The 22,331-nt window shown below is 43.6% G+C and carries 17 protein-coding genes and 1 other annotated feature; of the genes, 9 read left to right on the top strand and 8 right to left on the bottom strand.

The features are described from left to right. Positions 1 to 340: 340 nt before the first annotated feature. From clpB to rluD, 3 genes are all read right to left on the bottom strand, one after another. Positions 341 to 2,914: an ATP-dependent chaperone ClpB gene (gene clpB, locus AB4512_RS01925; protein WP_017062851.1), complete on the bottom strand. Its 2,574-nt coding sequence runs from the start codon at positions 2,912 to 2,914 to the stop codon at positions 341 to 343. A gap of 142 nt (positions 2,915 to 3,056) precedes the next feature. After that, on the bottom strand, positions 3,057 to 3,797 hold the full coding sequence (gene pgeF, locus AB4512_RS01930) for a peptidoglycan editing factor PgeF (protein ID WP_065584732.1): 741 nt from the start codon (positions 3,795 to 3,797) through the stop codon (positions 3,057 to 3,059). Positions 3,798 to 3,799: 2 nt separating this feature from the next. Further along, a complete protein-coding gene (rluD, locus tag AB4512_RS01935; protein WP_017059364.1) occupies positions 3,800 to 4,774 on the bottom strand; it encodes a 23S rRNA pseudouridine(1911/1915/1917) synthase RluD in 975 nt (324 codons plus the stop codon). Positions 4,775 to 4,911: 137 nt separating this feature from the next. Between rluD and AB4512_RS01940 the strand changes: the two genes are divergently transcribed. The 6 genes from AB4512_RS01940 (at position 4,912) to yjjX (ending at position 12,581) form a co-directional block, all read left to right on the top strand. Next, the gene (locus tag AB4512_RS01940; protein ID WP_017059363.1) at positions 4,912 to 5,640 is read left to right on the top strand and encodes an outer membrane protein assembly factor BamD; all 729 of its coding nucleotides are present in this window, start codon (positions 4,912 to 4,914) and stop codon (positions 5,638 to 5,640) included. A gap of 140 nt (positions 5,641 to 5,780) precedes the next feature. Further along, complete coding sequence (locus AB4512_RS01945) at positions 5,781 to 7,205, top strand: lytic transglycosylase F (protein WP_346393666.1); 1,425 nt, start codon at positions 5,781 to 5,783, stop codon at positions 7,203 to 7,205. A 424-nt stretch (positions 7,206 to 7,629) separates the two neighbouring features. Further along, positions 7,630 to 7,965, top strand: coding sequence for a ribosome hibernation-promoting factor, HPF/YfiA family (gene hpf / locus AB4512_RS01950; protein ID WP_004735034.1), 336 nt, complete (start codon positions 7,630 to 7,632; stop codon positions 7,963 to 7,965). A gap of 110 nt (positions 7,966 to 8,075) precedes the next feature. Next, positions 8,076 to 8,197 (top strand) — a sequence feature (Phe leader region). A 12-nt stretch (positions 8,198 to 8,209) separates the two neighbouring features. Further along, positions 8,210 to 9,385 carry a prephenate dehydratase gene (gene pheA / locus AB4512_RS01955; protein WP_017059361.1) on the top strand — a complete coding sequence of 392 codons (1,176 nt, stop codon included), beginning with the start codon at positions 8,210 to 8,212 and terminating at the stop codon, positions 9,383 to 9,385. A gap of 333 nt (positions 9,386 to 9,718) precedes the next feature. Beyond that, positions 9,719 to 12,097: a bifunctional diguanylate cyclase/phosphodiesterase gene (locus tag AB4512_RS01960; protein WP_017059360.1), complete on the top strand. Its 2,379-nt coding sequence runs from the start codon at positions 9,719 to 9,721 to the stop codon at positions 12,095 to 12,097. Beyond that, positions 12,060 to 12,581, top strand: coding sequence for an inosine/xanthosine triphosphatase (yjjX, locus tag AB4512_RS01965; RefSeq protein WP_017059359.1), 522 nt, complete (start codon positions 12,060 to 12,062; stop codon positions 12,579 to 12,581). The genes AB4512_RS01960 and yjjX overlap by 38 nt, the downstream gene beginning before the upstream one ends. Positions 12,582 to 12,709: 128 nt before the next feature. Here yjjX and trpR read toward each other — a convergent pair whose 3' ends face one another. Both trpR and sltY read right to left on the bottom strand, forming a co-directional pair. Next, positions 12,710 to 13,003 (bottom strand): trp operon repressor, encoded by a 294-nt coding sequence (gene trpR / locus AB4512_RS01970; RefSeq protein WP_017059358.1) that lies wholly within the window; start codon positions 13,001 to 13,003, stop codon positions 12,710 to 12,712. Positions 13,004 to 13,175: 172 nt separating this feature from the next. Next, a complete protein-coding gene (gene sltY, locus AB4512_RS01975; protein ID WP_102321444.1) occupies positions 13,176 to 15,125 on the bottom strand; it encodes a murein transglycosylase in 1,950 nt (649 codons plus the stop codon). Positions 15,126 to 15,388: 263 nt separating this feature from the next. Here sltY and ettA point away from each other — a divergent pair, with 263 nt between their 5' ends. The 3 genes from ettA to AB4512_RS01990 all read left to right on the top strand — a co-directional run bounded on the left by ettA (position 15,389) and on the right by AB4512_RS01990 (position 18,596). Then, positions 15,389 to 17,056, top strand: a complete 1,668-nt coding sequence (gene ettA, locus AB4512_RS01980; RefSeq protein WP_017056147.1) for an energy-dependent translational throttle protein EttA — start codon at positions 15,389 to 15,391, stop codon at positions 17,054 to 17,056. Positions 17,057 to 17,146: 90 nt separating this feature from the next. Next, positions 17,147 to 17,515 carry a PilZ domain-containing protein gene (locus AB4512_RS01985; protein WP_017059356.1) on the top strand — a complete coding sequence of 123 codons (369 nt, stop codon included), beginning with the start codon at positions 17,147 to 17,149 and terminating at the stop codon, positions 17,513 to 17,515. A 49-nt stretch (positions 17,516 to 17,564) separates the two neighbouring features. Next, positions 17,565 to 18,596: a M23 family metallopeptidase gene (locus AB4512_RS01990; RefSeq protein WP_372102423.1), complete on the top strand. Its 1,032-nt coding sequence runs from the start codon at positions 17,565 to 17,567 to the stop codon at positions 18,594 to 18,596. Positions 18,597 to 18,725: 129 nt separating this feature from the next. On the opposite strand, the gene tyrA is transcribed toward AB4512_RS01990, so the two are convergent. The 3 genes from tyrA to nagZ all read right to left on the bottom strand — a co-directional run bounded on the left by tyrA (position 18,726) and on the right by nagZ (position 22,279). Further along, a complete protein-coding gene (gene tyrA, locus AB4512_RS01995; protein WP_017062859.1) occupies positions 18,726 to 19,853 on the bottom strand; it encodes a bifunctional chorismate mutase/prephenate dehydrogenase in 1,128 nt (375 codons plus the stop codon). 117 nt (positions 19,854 to 19,970) lie between these two features. Continuing rightward, positions 19,971 to 21,044, bottom strand: a complete 1,074-nt coding sequence (locus AB4512_RS02000) for a 3-deoxy-7-phosphoheptulonate synthase (protein WP_017059354.1) — start codon at positions 21,042 to 21,044, stop codon at positions 19,971 to 19,973. 245 nt (positions 21,045 to 21,289) lie between these two features. Then, positions 21,290 to 22,279 carry a beta-N-acetylhexosaminidase gene (gene nagZ / locus AB4512_RS02005; protein ID WP_372174244.1) on the bottom strand — a complete coding sequence of 330 codons (990 nt, stop codon included), beginning with the start codon at positions 22,277 to 22,279 and terminating at the stop codon, positions 21,290 to 21,292. Between the last annotated feature and the right edge of the window lie 52 nt (positions 22,280 to 22,331).

Raw genomic sequence — 22,331 nt, forward strand, 5'->3', positions numbered from 1 at the left:
TAAATTGTTAAAGAGCTTTACTTGTTGAGCCTTCCTTTTAGTAAGGAGCCTCTCGAAGTGGACGGCCATTCTAGCGGATTAGATTCCAGTGTCAAACACTTTTTCCAGCTAATTTTTCAAAGCATCTTAAATGCTTATCACCGTCTTGTTACTCAGTTCAAACCGCTTGGTTATCCTTGGCAACGGAGGCGCATTATAGAGAGAATAATCCTTTGTACAAGGCTAAAAACGAAAAAAAGCCGCCACCGGCGACCGTTCGAACACTATTCACACAAAGCGTTTAAAATAGGTACGATTAAGCCTTAATTTCGGCCAATCGTACCTACCGTTCTTACTTCAACTATTGGTGAGCAATAATGCGGTCGTTGTTTACTAATAGCTGCACTTTCTTATCTGGATTAATTTTTCCTGCCAGTATCGCTTTCGCTAACGGGTTCTCGACACTTTGTTGAATCGCTCTTTTCAAAGGTCGTGCACCATATACTGGATCAAAACCAACTTGAGAAATTAACTTGAGTGCTTTATCCGAAACTTCAAGCTCATAACCATTGTCTTCCATTCTCTTCTTAAGGTGCTCAAGCTGAATAGCGGCTATCGACTGAATGTGCTCTTGACCCAATGGATGGAACACCACGCTTTCATCAACTCGGTTCAAAAACTCAGGACGGAAATGTTTACCTACCACTTCCATCACTTCATTCTTTATTCCTTGGTAGTCGAGCGTATTGAAGTTCTCTTGAATTCTCGAAGAGCCAAGGTTGGATGTCATGATCACTACCGTGTTTCTAAAATCGACTGTACGACCTTGTCCATCAGTTAAGCGTCCATCATCAAGCACCTGCAATAAGATATTGAAAACATCAGGATGCGCTTTCTCTACTTCATCTAGCAAAATCACTGAATAAGGCTTGCGACGCACTGCTTCTGTTAAGTAACCACCTTCTTCATATCCAACGTAACCCGGAGGAGCACCAACCAAACGAGCAACAGAGTGTTTCTCCATAAACTCAGACATGTCGATACGCACCATTGCATCGTCACTATCAAACATGAAGTTCGCGAGTGTTTTACACAACTCCGTTTTACCAACGCCAGTTGGACCAAGGAATAAGAAAGATCCAATCGGCTTGTTTGGATCAGATAAACCTGCACGGCTACGACGAATCGCATTCGATACCACTTCGACTGCTTCCGCTTGGCCAATAACTCGCTTATGTAGAACACCTTCCATGTTAAGAAGCTTCTCTTTCTCGGCTTCTAGCATTTTAGAAACAGGTATGCCTGTTTGCTTCGATAGCACGTCTGCAATTTCTGCATCAGTGACCTTATTACGCAGCAGCGTCATTTCTTGCATTTCAGCTTGAGTCGCAAGATCTAACTGCTTCTCTAATTCTGGGATTCGACCGTATTGCAATTCAGACATTCGGTTAAGATCACCAGCACGTCTCGCAAAATCCATATCCATACGAGCTTGTTCTAGCTCTGACTTGATGTGTTGCGTGCCAGAAAGCGCGGCTTTCTCTGCATTCCACACTTCTTCAAGCTCTGCGAAATCTCGTTCTTTGTCAGAAAGCTCTTCTTGTAATGTTCGAAGGCGTTTTTCACTGGCTTCATCATTTTCATTGGTAAGAGCTTGCTGCTCGATCTTCAATTGAATGATTTTACGCTCGAGCTTATCTAGCGACTCAGGTTTTGAGTCGATCTGCATACGGATACTCGAAGCCGCTTCATCAATCAGATCAATCGCTTTATCCGGCAGTTGACGATCAGAAACGTATCGATGAGATAGTGTTGCTGCAGCCACGATTGCTGGGTCGGTAATTTCTACATGATGATGAAGTTCATAGCGCTCTTTCAAACCACGAAGAATCGCCACCGTGTCTTCAACCGTTGGTTCATCGACAAGCACTTTTTGGAAGCGGCGCTCTAACGCTGGATCTTTCTCTATGTATTGACGGTATTCATCAAGAGTCGTTGCGCCAACACAGTGGAGTTCACCACGAGCCAACGCTGGTTTTAGCATGTTACCGGCATCCATAGAGCCTTCACCTTTACCAGCGCCGACCATAGTATGAATTTCATCGATGAAGAGAATGATATTGCCCTCTTCTTTAGACAATTCATTGAGGACTGACTTCAAACGCTCTTCAAACTCACCACGATATTTAGCGCCAGCTACCAAAGCACCCATGTCTAATGAAAGTACGCGTCGGCCTCTTAAACCTTCTGGCACTTCATTGTTAATAATGCGCTGAGCCAAACCTTCAACGATAGCTGTCTTACCAACACCAGGTTCACCGATAATGACTGGGTTGTTCTTAGTACGACGCTGAAGTACTTGGATAGTACGGCGGATTTCGTCATCTCGGCCAATTACCGGATCCAGCTTGCCTTGCTCCGCTCTTTCAGTCAGATCGATGGTGAACTTCTCTAACGCTTGGCGTCGGTCTTCGGCATTTGGGTCATCAACTTTTTGACCGCCACGAACCTGCTCGATAGCTTGAGATAATTTTTGCTCAGTAAGACCTAGCTCTTTAAGCAGGTTACCTAAAGGGCCTTTATCTTCAATTGCGGCAAGTAGGAAGACTTCCGAAGAAATGTATGTGTCTTGACGCTTTTGTGCGACCTTGTCACATAGGTTGAACAAAGTACCCATTGCATTCGACAGTTGAACATCACCACCGATACCACTTACTTTCGGTACACGGTCTAATATTTCGCTTAGCTTTGAACGCAATTGAACCACATCAATATTCAGCATGGTGAGCAATGGACGAATTGCACTACCATCTTGATTAAGCAAAGACACCATTAGGTGCACAGGCTCTATATATTGGTGATCACGACCTAATGCGAGCGACTGAGCATCAGATATCGCAATTTGGAATTTACTAGTGAATCGATCGAGACGCATGCCAACCTTCCTACTCTTAGATATGTTTATCTTATGGTTAGAAGATGGATACGGTAACGCGGATTTTCAAGGGATAAGAATGAAGAATAGAGCTGTTATAAAAATATAAATGAGCTGGATGACTGGTTGCACTAGTTAAAGGTTACTCTAACCAAATAAAAGTAGCTTGGCGTCCAGTAATACCATCACGACGATAAGAATAGAACGCATCGGCATCAGCGAAGGTACATAGATTAGAGTCTGTCACAGAAGTTACACCAACTTTGTTCAGTCGTTGCGTTGCAAGCTGAGACATATTCGCTAGCCATTTGCCTGGTTCAGCTTTGGCTTCAAATGCGAGCTTAGCTTGAGAGTCAAAACTAACGAAAGCTTCCAACACATCATCGCCTACTTCAAAAGCTTGTTTGCCTATTGCAGGACCAAGCCAAGCAATGATCTTATTCTCTGAACCTAAGTTTGAAAACTTTGCGACGGCATTTTCAAGAATACCACCAGCAAGACCACGCCAACCAGCATGAACTGCAGCAACTTGAGTGCCTTTGGTATCAGTAAGGATTACAGGTAAGCAATCGGCTGTCATCGCAGAACAAACAACATCTTTAGCTGTGGTAAATGCACCGTCAGCATCAAGAATATCTGCCGTAGGGTGTAAAACCGTTACGACATCTGTTGAGTGAGTTTGATGTAGCCATACCGGAGCGGCAGGCATATTAGCGTGTTGCTTGAGCCAGGCTCTGTTGTTTTCAACAAGCGAAGCATCATCCCCAACATGCGTACCTAGGTTTAATCCTTGATACGCACCAGTAGAAAAACCATCAAAACGTGTCGAAGCAAATGCTTTCACGTTTTTTGGTGCATTCCAGTTAGGGATGATCATCGACATGATTAAATGTCGTCTTCCAAGTTTTCGCGCGCATCAACACGTAACGCTTCAGCCATCACGACCATGTCATTTGGCACAGGAGCGTGGAACTCAACTTCTTCACCTGTAATTGGGTGAACAAATTTAAGCATAACGGCGTGCAGTGCTTGGCGATCAAAAGAACGAATCATTGTTGTTAGTTCTTCAGATGCACCTTTTGGAATACGAGCACGACCACCGTATGCAACGTCACCTAGCAGCGGATGCTGAAGGTATGACATGTGAACACGAATTTGGTGAGTACGACCCGTTTCTAGGCGTAGACGAATACGAGTATGCTCGCGGAAGTGCTCAGCAACACGGTAGTGAGTTACCGCTGGCTTTCCTAATTCATTTACATCCATCAAGGTACGCTTAGTTGCATGACGGCTAATGCCTTTCTCTACCACACCACCAGCGGTCATTTTGCCAATTGCAATTGCTTCATATTCACGAGTAATACGACGCTTAGCAAGAGCACGCACAAGACGAGTTTGAGCTGGAACCGTTTTAGCCACAACCATAAGACCTGTTGTGTCTTTATCAAGACGGTGCACAATACCTGCACGAGGCACTTCTGCAATCTGTGGGTAATGGAAAAGCAATGCGTTTAGTATGGTTCCATCCGGTGTGCCTGCGCCTGGGTGTACAACCAGATCGCGAGGCTTATTGATAACCAATAAGTCATCATCTTCGTAGACAATGTTTAGAGGAATATCTTGTGCTTCCCAGCGCTCTTCATCTGCAAGTTCAGCTTGCAAGATGATCTCTTCACCGCCCAAAACCTTAACGCGCGGCTTTGTAATAACTTCGCCATCCACTTGGATTTTGCCGTCAAGAAGCCACTCTTTAATGCGAGAGCGAGAAAAATCGGTAAATAGTTCAGCGACAGCTTGGTCTAAACGTTGACCTAACTGGCTGCTTTTTACTGTGTCTGTTAATGTGATCTGCTGAGCCATATCGAACTTTTTTAAAAACCGTGAGACTAATACCCATTAGTATGGATAAAATAGAATAATTGCATCATTGTATCTGTTACTGGTTAGAAAGTAACGGAAGCTTACGAAATATTTAATTCAAGGAATCGACGCCTGACATGAAACACCTTACTTTATCGGGTCTATTAGCCGTATCACTCTTGGTTGGTTGTTCAAGTAGTGAAGAGATAGTGCCAGATGTACCACCATCGGTTCTCTACTCTGACGCTCAAGAATCACTGCAGAGCGGTAGCTGGCTTTCAGCAATAGAAAAGCTAGAAGCCCTAGACTCACGTTACCCATTCGGCGCCTATTCTGAGCAAGTACAGCTCGATCTGATTTACGCTTACTACAAAAATGATGACTTGGCACTTGGCCTCGCTACCATTTCACGTTTCCTACGTTTGAACCCAACGCATGAGAAACAAGACTGGGTTCTTTACATGCGCGGCTTAACGCACATGGCGCAAGACCGAAACTTCATGCACGATATTTTTAATATCGACCGTAGTGACCGAGATCCTGAACCAGTGAAACTTGCGTTTGCTGACTTCAAGCGACTACTCGAACGTTTCCCTAGTAGCCCTTATGCTGAAGATGCACAAAAACGCATGTTCGCACTTAAGAACCGCCTAGCAGAGTATGACTTAGCAACCGCTGATTTCTACCTACGCCGCGAAGCTTGGATTGCTGCGATCAACAGAACGCAAGAGCTGCAAAAAACTTACCCAGACACCATTGCTGCGCGTAAGTCTTTAGATATCCAGCTAAAAGCTTATCAACAACTCGGCCTAGATGACGCTGTGTTAAGAACAGAAAAGTTGATTGAGTTAAACCCACTACCTTAATCAAACCTCTTACATCTCAATCCTAAAAGCGCGCTAATTTACTAGCGCGCTTTTTTTCATCTACATATCGCAAACTTGATGGATCGCATAATACACGGTATCTTCAAAAGATAACTTTTAACAAAACATCAACATGGAGTGTGGATGTGAGTAGGTTGTTATTATTTATCTGGATATCGCTATTTAGCCACTTATCCTACGCATTAGAACTGTCTCCATTAAGCAATAAGCCTTACATGGGTGACTTGGATGTGCTCAAAACCAAAGGAACGGTTAGAGTGCTAGTGTCTGCCGATCTTGGTTTCTATTACATCGAGGATGGCAAGCCAAAAGGCATCGTGGCAGAAATGCTCTACCACTTTGAGAAAAGCCTTCGTAAGAAACATCCCTATCTCAATGTTCAAATCATCCCCGTGCAACGAGATGATCTACTTCCCTCTTTAGAGTCTGGCTATGGTGATGTCGCTGTCGCTAACCTAACGATCACCGATAAACGATTACGAACCATCGATTTTTCGGATCCGATGATTAAAGATGGTAAAGAACTCATTATCACAGGGAAAAAGGCCGAACCTATCACCGAAATCAAGCAATTGAGTGGCAAAGAGGTGTGGATACGAGCAAGCTCGAGTTACTTCGAGAGTGTACAAAGAGTTAATAAGGAGCTTAACGAGCTAGGTTTACCACCACTGCATGTCCACTTTATCGAGGAGTCATTACAAGACTACGAGCTGATAGAACTGGTTAACCAAGGTTATATACAAGGCACAATTCTGGATAACCATAAAGCCAAGCTCTGGATCGATGTAATGGAAAACATTCAAGTCCATAACGACTTACCTTTACGAGAAAATGGTCGTATTGCTTGGGCTTTAAGAAAAGACAGCCCTCAACTGAAGAAAGAGATAAACAAATACGTCAAGACCGCACGAACAGGCACCCTGCTTGGGAATGTCATCTACCAGAAATACATCGACAATACTCGCTGGTTAGGCCGAGCACTCAACCCCAATAAAGTAGACCGAGTAGCTAAACTCTCAGATGTCTTTGAAAAGTATTCGAGCAAGTATGAATTTGATCCTTTGATGATGTCAGCTCAAGGTTTCCAAGAATCAGGACTGGATCAGAGCCGGATTTCTCATCGCGGGGCTATTGGTGTGATGCAGGTATTACCGAGTACCGCCAAAGATAAAAACGTCAACATCAAGAACATCCATAAGGTGGATAACAACATCCATGCGGGTGTGAAGTATATGCGCTTTATCAAAGACCGATATTTTGACGACCCGGCAATATCACCCGACAATCAAATCTACTTTACCTTGGCTTCTTACAACGCTGGTCCTGCTAAGATCAGAAAGATGAGGAGCATTGCCAAGCAGAAAGGTTACAACCCAAACATCTGGTTTAAAAACGTAGAAATCATCACTCGCAAATACGTGAGTAAAGAACCCGTAACCTATGTTGCCAACATCAATCGTTACTTCGTAATCTATAAACAATTACAAGCTATCAATGCTATCCGAGAGGACGGCACAGCGAGATTACTGAACACTAACGACTAGGATCGCCTCCATCCCAGAGCTGGGGAGCCAAAGGTATTAGGTAAAGCTAAAAAACACAAAAGCCGCATAAGAATACTTATGCGGCTTTTGTTTATCTAATTCTGAAGAAGCTTATGTAGCGACCTATATTACAAGACCTATATCACAAAACACTATTGAGTAAATTTCAATCAAGCACTTTCCATAGGCTGTAGGACGCCCCTAAAAACTGATTTAATTTTTAGCGAAGCCTTGCCTCCAAGTTATCGTTTTTCATAAGGATAACAAGCATTTTTCGCCAAAAAGATACTAAGACTTGCGTAAGATCACATTTGATTTTAATGCTTATCCTACCCAACCAAAACAAGATCTAGATCACATTCTTTATTCCTAAAAGTCGTAATCTGAAGTTAACCCATGAGGGATACAACAGAGGAAAACTTCTATGAAAATGAACATCACTGGTAAAAACATCGACATTACCTCTGCAATCCGTGATCACATAGAAAGCAAATTTAAAAAGCTAGATAAATGGCAAGTAGACATCATTGGCTGCCAAGCGAGCTTTAGCGAAGAACCAAACAAGAAGAAGAAATTTGAAGCGGTACTAACCGTACCAAAAGGCCAACTTGTTGCTTCATCAATCCATGACGACCTCTACGTAGCGATCAACGAAGTAGAACAAAAACTAGAGCGTCAACTCAACAAGCTACGCCATAAACCAGAAGCGCGCCGCGCTGAAAAGCCTGAAATCGAAGAGCTAGAAGCTGAAGTAGAATAAGGAAAGAGAACAGATTAAAAAATAGCGCCTCAGGGCGCTATTTTTTTGCTTGACGCTCGTAGCTCGCTTGCTTATTGTGTTTAAACATTCATAAAACAATCACTTTTTATGCACACTCAATCTTTGTTTATTTTTGACTTCTTTTTTCTTCCGTAAATCGGAGGCTAAGTCGTTTTAGAAAAACAAGTCAAAAACGAACAAGAAGCCTCCCACACTAGGGAGGCTTTTTTATAAGGACACATTTATGACTGACCGCTCAATTTCACTGGATGATATCCGCCTTCGTCTTAATGATTTAGACGACGAACTCCTGAAGTTACTTTCAGAGCGTCGCAAGCTAAGTATCGAAGTCGCTAAAAGCAAAGTAGAGACATCAAAACCAGTTCGTGATGCAGTACGAGAACAACAACTATTAGTTAAGCTGATCAACAACGGCAAAGATAAATACGAACTTGATGCGCAGTACATTACCAAGCTGTTTCACACCATCATCGAAGATTCCGTTTTACTACAACAGTCATACTTACAAAACCTAGCGAACCCGCAAAGCCGTAAACCATTGGCTCGCGTTGCATTCTTAGGTTCTAAGGGATCGTATTCTCACCTTGCGAGCCGCGAATACTTCAGCCGCAAGAATATGGAATTGATTGAGCTGAACTGTAATCACTTCAAAGAAGTCGCATCAACAGTAGAGTCTGGCCATGCCGACTACGGTGTCCTGCCGATTGAGAACACCAGTTCAGGGTCAATTAACGAGGTCTACGACCTGTTACAGCATACGACTCTATACATTGTTGGCGAACTTTCTCAACCGATTGAGCACTGCCTTGTTGCTAAAAGTGATATCCGTTTAGAAGACATCAAAACACTCTACTCGCACCCACAACCTCATCAACAATGCAGTGAGTTCTTGAGCCGCCTTAAGGGTGTCAACCTTGAGTCTTGCGCAAGCACCGCTGATGCAATGAAAAAAGTTAAAGAATTGGGTGGTAATGACGTAGCTGCTATTGGTAATGCATCGAGCGGTAAGCTTTATGGACTACAGCCAATCCAGAGCAATATTGCAAACCAAACAGAGAACCACACTCGTTTCATCGTTGTGGCGCGTAAGCCTGTTGAAGTATCGACTCAAATACCAGCGAAAACAACGCTCATCATGTCGACATCTCAAGAGGCGGGGTCTTTGGTAGAAACACTACTGATCCTGCAACGCTTAGGCATCAACATGACTAAGCTAGAATCTCGTCCTATCATGGGTAACCCTTGGGAAGAGATGTTCTATGTCGATTTAGAGGCGCATCTGGATTCAGATAATATGCAACAAGCGATAACGGAACTAACAGCCATTACTCGCCACCTTAAGGTGTTGGGTTGCTACCCAAGTGAGAACATCAAAGCGACTCAAGTTAAGTTGTCATAGCTGAAAGTGAGTATCAGCTTTTAGCTAACATAAGTATTTGGCCTACAGCAGGCCAAATACTTAAATCACCCTCTAGTCGAGTACTATTCTCGCTAAGAAAACTCACCCTAGCATGCCTGAAACACAATTCACTTGTTTCGCACATTCGGCACGCTTACTCTCTCCACTACTTGAGCCTTTCTAACAAAAACTCATTAGTGGCTTTTTTTATCAATAAAGACAAAACCTTACCCCCTTCACAGGAAATCATCGAACTACGTATAATTAATAGCGAGTAAGCATTAAGTAACATAAACTTATGCGCTTAATTTATAAATAGTGTTGTCATTAACTATGAAGCTAAGTACTAAAATCTTACTACTGATAGCCCCTGTGATACTGATCAGTACCGCGGCTTCTAGCTATATTATTTATTCGACGCAAAAAAGCAGTTTCATCAAACGCGAAGACAACGCACTTCAACTGAACATGGAAAAACTAGCCGGATACTTTCGCCAATCTCGTTCGTTCCTCAATAGCTACTCTTACACCTTGACCCAGAGTGATATGGTGAAGCGTTATTTTCTCACTGACCAAAATCTATCTCGCGATCTTGAACTGGTCAGTAACCTTCGAGAAGCCATTCATTTCCTGCAAGATGACGATGAAAGCTATACAGGTTTAGCGCTTCTTAATGGTGATCGAAAACTGCGTTATTACGCGGATAATAGCAATGACTCACGCACTCAGATTGACAGTAAGATATTGGAGTATGTTGACCTGCACTATCAAGACACCTTAGCAACATCGAGTACCAACTATATTCAAAACTCCCAAGGCGAAGGGATGTTGGTTCACTATGACAAGGTAGATAGAAAAGCGATTTTCCCAACCGTTAACAATCAACCCGACGATGTGTTCTTTGTTGTTGTCTCTGTCTCTCTCGACAAATTTAATGCGCTGAGAAAACAGATAGAGTTCGACTACCAAACCAGTTTATTCTTCACATCCATAGCGGTTTCTTTGGAAAATGATGTCACCCACTCAGTCAAGCTTGCTCCAGAACTGTACGCCACGGTCGATCCGGCGCAATTCCTATTAGAAAACAAGCTCGATTCAATTTGGAACAAGCTGAGTTTGTCGTTTGCCCTGTCTGCGTTTGTGACTGTCGCTCTGCTACTCATGCTTCTGTCTCGCACTGTGATTACTCCAATAACGCGGCTCGATCGACAGCTACAGCAAGTCGAAAAAAAACAACGTAAGAACATCGAACGCTTGGGCACTCGTGATGAGCTTGGCCGCCTATCACAGCGTTTTTATGACATGTACCAAGAGTTAGATAACACCTACCAACAGACCAAGCTCTTGGCCGAAAATGATCAGTTAACCCAAATAGCCAATAGGCATCAGTTTCAAACCTTCGTTCAGCAATCGTTGCCAAAACCGAGTTCGAATACCGAAACCTGGGTTCTCTATTTTGACTTGGACAACTTCAAGTTTGTGAACGACAAATACGGACATCAAATCGGCGACTCGATTCTGGTCTCTTTTGCTCAGCGTATTTCAGATATTTGTCGTCACTATAAAGAGGAATTCGACGCTCATTGTATGCCAGCCCGACTTTCTGGAGACGAGTTCGTTGTCTACATTAACGCTCCTAGTCACCGAGGAAATGTCGCGCATCGATTCTCGAACGATTTGCTCACTCCACTGCAAAAAGGTTTTGTCACCGAATCAGGCAGCTTTCCGATCACGGTCAGTATTGGTATTGCGACCTACCCTAATGATGGCAACTCAATCGAGAAGCTACTGTCCAACGCGGATACTGCGATGTACCAAGCCAAGCGTGCCGGTAAAAACCAATTTGCTGACTATTCACGGGATTTAGACAAAGCCATTCAGCGCCAAGCAGACATTGAACGTGCGCTTAGAGGTAAGAATTTTGATGATGAATTCAGGCTCGTTTACATGCCCTACATGGATTCTACCGGGACTGATGTTATTGGCGTTGAGGTGTTATTACGTTGGAATTCAAAGCAACTTGGTTTGGTTCCACCGGATGAGTTCATTCCAATAGCCGAACAAACCGGGCTGTTCGAACATGTTGACCGCTGGGTAATACAGAATGCGTTTGCTTCATTCCATCGACTTCAGACTCAATTTGATCACTCGATTCAATTGTCGATCAACTTATCTTCTGCTGGCATTGAAACCACTCACCTTGCGGGTTTCATTAAAGAACACGCGGAGTTAAATCGAATTCCACCAAGCCTAATCGATTTTGAAATCACTGAAACCTTTTACTCAAACTCAGAAGGCTTCCCATTGCTGAATGAGCTGTCATGCATGGGTTATCGACTGGCGATTGATGACTTTGGTTCCGGTTACACCTCTATCACTCAACTGGTGCAGTATCCAACTCAGAAAATTAAATTGGATAAAGCGTTTTTGGATACCTTAATTGAAACCGATAACCAGAACATCGTAAAACCAGTTATCGGGTTGTGTCATGCTCAGGGAAAAAAGGTCACCGCCGAAGGGATTGAAACTCAAGACATGCACCAGTGGTTACAGGATGCACAGTGCGATATGCTGCAAGGCTATTACTTTGGTAAACCCATGCCACTAGAAGAGTTGAGTGACTGGTACCGACAACATCAACTCAATCTAATCGACAACAAAAAGAATCCGACACATGAAATCTGTAATCATCGCATCGCTGAACCCAGCTAAAATAAACGCCGTTAAAAGTGCGTTCTTATCTGCTTTTCCTGATACTGAATTTGATTTCAAAGGCATCAGCGTCCCTAGTGGTGTCGCCGATCAACCGATGAGCAATGATGAAACCTATCAAGGTGCCGTGAATCGAGTTCACAACGCAACTCAAGCTCAGCCTGATGCAGACTTCTATGTTGGTCTAGAAGCGGGAATAGAAACAAACGTCACCTTTGCCTGGATGGTGATCGAAACGAATGGCCAACGTGGCGAGTCTCGTTCAGCAAGTCTGATGCTGCCACCAGCCGTGCTTGAGAAACTAGAGCATGCAAACGAGTTAGGGGATGTGATGGATGAAGTGTTTGGTACCGACAATATCAAACAGAAAGGTGGTGCCATTGGCCTACTGACACATAACCAATTGTCACGCAGTTCGGTCTATCATCAAGCTTTAATTTTGGCTCTGATCCCATTTGTGAATCCTGAACACTTTCCTATTTAGTATTTGAGGCTTCCTTAAACTTCAAAAGATTCCAAGAACAATCTTCAGAAACAAAAAACGCTAACATCCAGTTAGCGTTTTTTATCGAATTCGTATTCATACTATCGCGTGATAGCTTAATTCCATTATTACTTTAGCAATAGGTCGGCGATCACGACTTTCTCTTGCTCAGATTTGGCCTTTAGCTCATTTGAGCCTCTGGTTATCGTCGCTACGCCTACGCCCAGCATTTGACTCACCTGTCGTTGAGACATATCGCCTTTCATCAGCTCACAGAAGATATTAATTCGAGCAACCAGAGCATCTCGCTCGTCTGGTGTCATCATCATAGTCAACAACAGCTCGTGCTGATCTTTTTCGACAGCCGTCTTTACCAAGTCCATCAGTTGTTGCCAATTATCATATTCAGGTTGTGATGCCATATCTCTACACTTACTTTTAAATTCTGACTTTAAAGAGTCGCTTAACGATTGAAAGCGTTTAACACTTTATACCGAAACACTTGATGCGATCCAATGTAAAAAGGCAGTAAGTGGAAATGGTTAGCACTCACTGCCTTTATTCTTACTCAGTTTCGGGCCAAATGCCGAAGGCTTAGTATTTCGTTTTTGCCTCATGGGGCGCTAAAAACGTCCCTTTCTCACCCAAGATATCTCGATAGTAGGTCTCAAACATCAAGATATTCTGAACGTAGCCACGTGTCTCTTTGAATGGGATCATTTCGATAAATGCAAAGGCATCGAGCTTTTCATCGCTGCGTGAACGCCACTGTTTCACACGGCTAGGTCCAGCATTATAAGCCGCAAACGCAAAGATACGGTTGTCATCATATTGAGCGAGTAAACCATCTAAGTAGTGACTGCCAATCTCAATGTTTTTGCCGACATCATAAAGATCATCGCTGCCCTGATACTTAATCTTATGTTTGTTCGCTGTGTATTGCGCCGTCTTGGGCATAATTTGCATAATGCCACGCGCGCCAACTGGAGAGCGAGCTTCTGAATCCATCGCACTCTCTTGTCTTGCTAAAGACATCAAAGTGATTGGATCGAGATCGTGCTTTTCAGCGTAGAAGTTAAACCACCACTTATGAGCAACAGGGAAGCGCAGCGCAATGTTATCCCACATCTTCGCAGAGATACTCGCTGTTACGGTAAAGTGATTCCAACGCTGTGTCGCAGCGTAAGCGGCAAGCATCTCTTTTTGCTCTTTATCTGCATTGGTCAGTAACCAGCGCCATTCACTTTTCGCTGCCGCAATTTTGTCTCGGTCAATCAGTTCACCAATACGCACCAAAGAGGTGTCGAATGGCTTCACTGTTTCAGCATTGTATTTAAGTGTCGATGTTGGATATTGAACTGGCTTACCTAACTGCTTAGCCGCAGCCACACTGTAGAAATTACGCTGACCCAAGATATCTGACAGTCGCTTATTGCCTTTGTCAGTATCGCCCGTCGCGATTTCAGCTCTGCCCTGCCAATATTGCCAACGAAGCGAAGCCTGATGTTTATCATCCAAGCGCGCTATCCACTCTTTCAAACCCGTCCAATCGGCATGTTGAATTGCTAAGCGAGCACGTCGTTCCAGCAGAACTTGCTTTGATGAACTCGCGAGCATTTTGTCGCGCCACACCATTAACTCTTCAGAGTCGGTGTTGATCAGACGAAACGTTAGGTAATCAGCGAGCTCTTGAGATTTCTCTTTCGAAAACTTCTGAGCCTTGATGACATCATCAAACACCTTTTGAGCACTGCTTGATGATTTCCTTGCTAGCTTCTCGAAAGCAAACTCGGTTTGAGCTTGGTAGAATTCATTCGCTGGATGTTTTTTAGCAAACGCGAGTACATTTTCAGGCTTGTTGTACAACGCCTTCATCTGCTTCGCTTGAGCAATTGACTCATCATGATCCAATTGCTTAATCAGATAGCTCATTAACTTACCGTTACGGCCCTCGAACGCTAGCAGCATTCTATCCAGAATCAGCTCATCAGTTCTTAGCCCAGCTTGATCCCAGCTTTTAAATAAAGGGTCACAAGCGTCATCAACACCACTACCACTCAACCAAAGTTGTTTAGCTCCTTTAAAGGCAAGCTCTTGGTTACCTTGCTCGTAATGCGCTCGATAATAAATACATTGGTATTTTTCACCGACAGGCTCTTTGGTTTGAAACTCAAGGATCGTCTTCCACTGTTTTTGAGAAGCCAATGAGTCCAAATAAGGTGCGCGCATTCGATTGGAGAAAGGCAATGCCTTGTTCTCTTCAATGAAAGCATCGACCTCAGCAGGTGTGCGATCACCTAAGCCAATCAGAAAGGCCCGATAATCGGTGTAAGGTGTTAAAGGGTATGTTTGAATTTTGTTACGCAGCGCGGAGTAAGCTTTTAGATCACGGCTGTCTAAAACCTCTTGCGCTTTGTCATAAACGTCACGCTGCATTTCAAGCTCGGATGCATTGCTAGCCATAGCGACCGGAGCCAGTGAAACCGAAGACAAAATTGCCGATGCAGCCACAGCAATTTTCGTATTACCAATGCGGAAAAACATTCGCTCTTTCCTTAGTGCGTGTATGAATACGTGAAGTCTATTTACGCCCGACATCACATCAAATGTAAAGGATTTGAGTGTAAATATTATTAATATTTAACACTTCGCCTCAGAAGCCCATTAAATATAGTTTTAATGACCAATGTGACAATAATAGGTAAGGATTAGTTCAAGAGTGGCTTTTCTGCCCTAGGAGTAACATCTTTGAGGATATTGGTATAAAATAGCAGACAATTTTGAACAATAATTAGGATCGATCGGCAATGGCTGAATACGTATATACCATGTCTCGGGTGAGCAAAACTGTTCCACCTAAGCGTCAAATTCTTAAAGACATTTCTCTTAGCTTTTTTCCTGGCGCTAAAATCGGTGTTTTGGGTCTAAATGGTTCAGGTAAATCTACCCTACTACGTATCATGGCTGGTATTGATACTGATATTGATGGTGAAGCACGTGCACAACAAGGCCTTAAAGTAGGTTATCTACCACAAGAGCCTGTGCTAGACGAATCAAAAACTGTTCGTGAAATCGTAGAAGAAGCGGTTTCTGACGTTGCTGACGCACTTAAGCGTATTGATGCGGTTTACGCAGCTTACGCAGAACCAGATGCAGACTTCGATGCACTGGCAAAAGAGCAAGGCGAACTAGAAGCTCTGATTCAAGCAAAAGACGGTCACAACTTAGAGACTGCTCTAGAGCGTGCTGCTGATGCACTTCGTCTTCCTGAGTGGGATGCGAAAATTGAATTCCTATCAGGTGGTGAGCGTCGTCGTGTTGCTATCTGTCGTCTACTTCTTGAAAAGCCAGACATGCTGCTTCTTGATGAACCAACCAACCACTTGGATGCAGAATCAGTAGCATGGCTTGAGCACTTCCTTGTTGATTACAGTGGTACTGTTGTGGCGATTACCCACGACCGTTACTTCCTAGACAACGCAGCTGGCTGGATTCTAGAACTTGACCGTGGTGAAGGTATCCCATGGGAAGGTAACTACACGTCTTGGCTAGAGCAAAAAGACGAGCGTCTTAAGCAAGAAAAAGCGGGCGAAAGCGCACGTCAAAAGACAATCGAGAAAGAACTTGAATGGGTTCGTCAAAACCCTAAAGGCCGTCAAGCTAAGTCTAAAGCTCGTATGGCTCGTTTTGAAGAATTGACAACTGGCCAATACCAGAAGCGTAACGAAACTAACGAACTGTTTATCCCGCCAGGTGAGCGTCTAGGTGACAAAGTTCTTGAAGTGAACAACCTAACTAAATCGTTTGGTGATCGCGTTCTTATCGACGACTTATCGTTCAGCATGCCTAAGGGTGCAATCGTCGGTATCGTTGGTGCCAACGGTGCAGGTAAATCAACACTATTCAAGATGCTAAGCGGTGCAGAACAGCCAGATTCAGGTACAGTTGAACTAGGCGAAACCGTTAAGCTTGCTTCTGTTGATCAGTTCCGTGACAGCATGGACGACACTAAGACAGTATTCCAAGAGATCTCTGAAGGCGCTGATATCATTAAGATCAACAACTTCGAAATCCCTGCGCGTGCTTACTGTTCTCGTTTCAACTTTAAAGGCAACGACCAACAGAAGATCATCGGTGAGCTTTCTGGTGGTGAACGTAACCGTGTTCACTTAGCGAAACTGCTAAAAGCGGGCGGTAACGTACTGCTACTCGATGAGCCTACCAACGACCTTGACGTTGAAACGCTACGTGCTCTTGAAGAAGCACTGCTTGAATTCCCGGGCTGTGCAATGGTTATCTCGCATGACCGTTGGTTCCTTGACCGTATTGCGACCCATATCTTAGACTACCGTGATGAAGGTCAAGTTAACTTCTACGAAGGTAACTATACTGAGTACACTGAGTGGCTTAAGCAGACTCTAGGCGCACAAGCGGCAGAGCCGCACCGTATCAAGTACAAGCGTATAGCTAAGTAAATAAGCTTGTATTTTGAACAAAGGCCGCGATAATAGCGGCCTTTGATATATCTGGCTTACGTGTAATGCATCGATATAGAGAGATTACTTATGGTTGAAAGACGTCAATTTTCACGAGTTATTTATCAAGTCCCGACTGAGATCTCACAAGGACAAGTAAAGGTATCAGGCTCAGTGCAAGACTTATCACTCCATGGTTTACTCATTCAATGCAATGAATCAAAACAACTTAGCCATGATGTCCCTGTTCAAGTGAGCTTTAAACTCGAAAACAGTGATATCAATATTCAGTTAGAAGCAACGATAGTCTCTACCATCAATACCTCAATGCGTTTACGCATAGAGCATTTAGATATTGATAGTATCAGCCACCTTAAGCGCCTTGTTGAGCTTAATGTTGGTGACGATGACCTGCTTTATAGAGAGATTGAACACCTTACCGACTTAGGTAAGGAATAATATCTCCATTACCCTTTTTCTATTAGAAGCATTTAGTTAATACAGAACCATGTCTAAAAAAGTGTCCATTACTATTCCCTCTAGTCAGGGGGAACAGACGTTTTACTTCGGCCGTAAAGCCGTGCTCATTTGCACTACTGCCATTTTTTCAGTACCGCTATTGATTGGCGGAGCGGCGTACATGCACTTCGAGAGTAAACAAGAACTCGCACTGCAAGCGGGTGATGCCCAACAGTTGATTGAAACACTGATTGTTGAAAAAGAACAAACAGAATTTCTTTATGCTGAGCAAGTAGAAACCAACCATTCGCTATCGCAAACACTGACCGAGAAAGAAGGCACGATTCAGCTACTTGGTAAGCGTGTATTCGATGTGGAATCAGTACTGGGTCTTGCTGATGAAGATCTGCTTACCGATGATATTTCTTTAGAAGATCGCATTGATGCGGCTGCAGTCGATTCAGCAGTAAGAGCCACAATGTTCCGCTTGATTCCAAACGACAGTCCGATGGCTTATCAACGTATATCTTCTTCTTATGGTAGCCGCACTAACCCTATTTCAGGGAAACGCCATGTACATACTGGTATCGATCTAACGTGTAAGCGTGGTGAAGATATTGTCGCGCCCGCAGATGGAGTCATTGAAACGGTACGCCCAAGTAAAAAAGGCTTCGGCAACTTTATTACTATGCGTCACTCGTTTGGTTTCATGAGTTCTTATGCGCACCTACAGAAGTTCAAGGTACGTAGCGGTCAGTTTGTCAGTAAAGGTGATGTGATTGCGAGCTGTGGTAACTCAGGTAACTCAACTGGGCCACATCTGCATTATGAAGTACGCTTCCTTGGTCGCTCATTGAACCCTCAATACTTGATGGATTGGACACCAGAAAACTTCAATTACGTGTTTGAGAAAGAGAAAAAGGTGAAATGGGGCCCACTCGTTCAGCTGATTGATAACGTGGTTCGCTTGCAGATCAACCTAACTAACGTGCCTTACATCAGTTCAACTATCGACACAGTATCCAGCGATGATAACCGAGTATCGAACGAGAATAACAAAGAGCCTATCGTGACTAACTAGGTTTGTTCGTTTGGCCCATAATGATCCAAATGCATTTCGCCTACTATAGGCCAGATGCAATATCGGCATTCAACACAAACAAAAAGAGCGACCAAATGGTCGCTCTTTTTTATTTTTCAAACCACACTATTAACCGCGATGAATCGAGTCATGTGCTTGTTTTAACAGGCTTTGGCTCTCTTGTAAAAATTGTTGTGAGTAGTCACCAAACCAATCACTCACTTGGTTGAAGCTCTCAACAAACTTAGCCTTATCTTTGCCATCTAGGATTTCTAACGCTTCTCCGAAACAGCTATGGAAGCGTCGAATCATCTCTATATTCTCATCCGAAGACAGAATGATATCACCGTACAAGTTCGGGTCTTGAGCAAATAGACGACCAACCATCGCAATCTCAAGTCGGTAGATTGGTGAGCTTAGCTTCAGAAGCTGATCAATATTCGGGTTCTCTTTACTCAGGTGTAAGCCGTAAGCAAAAGAGGTGAAGTGACGAAGTGCTTGAATCAAGGTCATGCCGTGATCGTGTTCAGCTGCATCCATCTGGCAAAGGCTCGCGCCCCAAATACCAAATTGATTCAGTAGCCATTGGTAGCTCTCAGAACCACGACCATCACTGTAAACAATCACCTGCTTAGCAAGGCTTGGAACATCAGGACCAAACATTGGGTGCAATCCAACCACTGGGCCTTGGTGCATGTTCATCATTGCTTGCAGCGGTTTAGATTTAATTGACGTCAAATCACATAGAATACAATCACTTGGTAGATTACCTAGCTTCGCAATCACACCTTCGGTTAAGTGAATTGGAACAGTCACAACCACAAGTCCTGCATTATCCAAGATTTCATCGGCTGTATCCCAATCTTGGCTGCCAAGGACTTTCACTTCGTAGCCAGACAGTTTGAACATACGACCAAACAAGCCACCAAGTTGACCATTGCCACCAACGATCACCACTGAACGTAACTCTGGGTTAAGACACTTAAAGCCAGAATCTTTCTCACTGGCATAAGACTCACGCATAGTACGACGCAAAATATCTTCGATTAACTGTGGTGGAACCCCTATTTTCTCGGCTTCTTGACGACGAGATGCCAGCATCGCAGCTTCACGTTCTGGTACATAAATAGGTAAACCATGTTCACTTTTTACTTCGCCTACTTTCTCTACTAGAGCAAGGCGTTGAGCCAGTAAATCCAACATTTGTTTATCGACAGCATCGATTTGGTCGCGTAATTCGTTCAGTTCAACGGCCATTTTATTCCTTACTAATCTATAAGCCCGTGCCAATCTATCATCCCACAATCACGTAGGTTCGCTAGCAACAGATCTTAAAATGCCCCATTAGATGAGGCACTTAAATTTAAACTCTGACTAACCTTTCAAGCGGTTCTCTAAGAACGGGACTAATTCCGTATGTGCATGTTTTAATAGTGCCTCAGTTGAATCCCAATTGATACACGCGTCGGTAATAGAAACGCCGTATTTCATCTCATTGAGAGGTATATCCGAAGATTGATTTCCTTCGTTAATATGGCTTTCAATCATCAGGCCGATAATCGACTTGTTGCCTTCACGAATTTGGTGAATCACATCTTCTGCAACTAAAGGTTGGCGACGGAAATCTTTACGAGAGTTCGCGTGGCTACAGTCGACCATTAGCGCGGCCTCTAAGCCAGATTTACCCAGCTCTTGCTCACATTCGTGTACCGATACTGAATCGTAGTTCGTCTGCTTACCGCCACGTAAAATCACGTGACCATTTGGGTTACCTTGCGTTGTTAGTAGTGCAACTTGACCTTCGCGGCTGATACCCATGAAACGGTGGCTAGAAGAAGCCGCCTGCATTGCATTGATTGCAGTGCCTAGGTTGCCATCGGTACCGTTTTTAAAACCGATTGGCATTGAAAGACCACTTGCCATCTCACGGTGAGTTTGAGATTCAGTCGTACGTGCGCCAATTGCCGCCCAGCTGAAGGTATCTGCTAGGTATTGCGGGCTGATTGGATCTAATGCTTCAGTCGCCAATGGAATTTCCATCTCAGCGAGTTCAACAAGTAGCTCACGACCCACATGCAGACCATGCTCAATATCGAAAGTGCCGTCTAGATGCGGGTCATTGATCAAACCTTTCCAACCTACAGTGGTACGAGGTTTCTCAAAGTAAACACGCATAACAATATACAGTTGATCGCTAAGTTGCTCAGATAAGGCTTTAAGGCGTTTCGCGTACTCTTTCGCAGCTTCAATGTCATGGATAGAACATGGGCCACATACAACAAGCATGCGATGATCTTTCTTATGAATGATGTTTGCGATAGTTTGACGAGACTCTTGAATGAAACGACGAGCATTATCACTCAAAGGCAGTTTTGCTTTTAACTCCTCAGGAGTAATCAGTACCTGTTCGTCGATGATATTGACATTGCTTAATTCACTTTTCTGCATAACTCAACCTGTATATTTATTTTTACACCCAACATTTCCATTTGGGCTAACAATCTTTAAAAACACAATAACAGCTAAAAAAACGATTGCAAGTGTAAACAATAAAAAACATTACTGTAAATTTTATATTACACATTGAATTTAGTTCACTCTAAGAGATAAATAGGTTTAAACCATGGATCACACATACAAAAAAGGCGATATTTATCATATCGCCTTATCTAAAATTATTATGTGTTTATTTATCACTCACTGCCTAGCATTCGCTTAATCGTCTCTGAGGTCTCTTTCCACCTAGCATCCGAGTGAAGTGTCGACAAATCAAAGCTGTGTTTTTTAAGCAATGAGTTGGCTAAAGGCACCTCTTGAATCGCTAAGTTATCCAGAGCTTCAATTTGTGCATCTCGTTTATTACACATCAACACCATGTCACAACCTGCATTCAAGGCCGCTTTCGCTCTGTCGGCTGGTCCACCCATAATGGCAGCGCCTTCCATCGTTAAATCGTCAGAGAATACCAAGCCTTTAAACCCAAGCTGCTGCTTCAATACTTTCTGTAGCCAATACTGTGAACCACTCGCAGGTTGATCATCATAGTGAGAGAAAACCACGTGAGCTGGCATCATGGCATCCAATATTCCAGCTTCAATTTGCGCCTTGAAGATTGCCATATCGGTTTCGAAGATGTCGTCTCTAGGGTCATATGGCGTCTCTAAGTGTGAGTCAGCAATCACGCCACCATGTCCAGGGAAGTGCTTGCCTGTCGTCGCCATGCCAACCGACTTCATGCCTTTGATGAAAGCGCTGCTATGACGAACAATGGTATCAATATCTTCACCAAACGCTCGGCTACCAATCGCTTTACACTCGTGGCCTTTGTCTAATACTGGCGCAAAGCTCAGATCGATATCATGGGCAATCAATTCTGCCGCCATCAACCAACCCGCTTGTTCTGCTAACTGTTCGCCATTATTCTTAGTCGCGAATTCTTGAGCAGCTGGGATAATTGAAAAGCCATCGCGGAAGCGCTGAACTCGGCCACCTTCTTGATCGACACCAATCAAAATAGGACGTTTCGCTACCTTGCGAATTTCTTTGTTTAACGCCGATAACTGTTTGCTATCGTGGTAGTTTCGAGCAAATAAGATGAGACCACCAACAGTTGGGTGCTCTAAAATCTCTCTGTCTTCAGCGGTCAGCTCGTAGCCTGCAACATCAACCCACAACGGTCCCATATTTATCCCTTATTAAACCTAATTTCATAAACTTCCCGAGATTATTCTCTTT

Origin of the sequence: Vibrio sp. 10N.222.52.B7 (assembly GCF_041474275.1) — a bacterium.
Lineage (GTDB): Bacteria > Pseudomonadota > Gammaproteobacteria > Enterobacterales > Vibrionaceae > Vibrio > Vibrio crassostreae_C.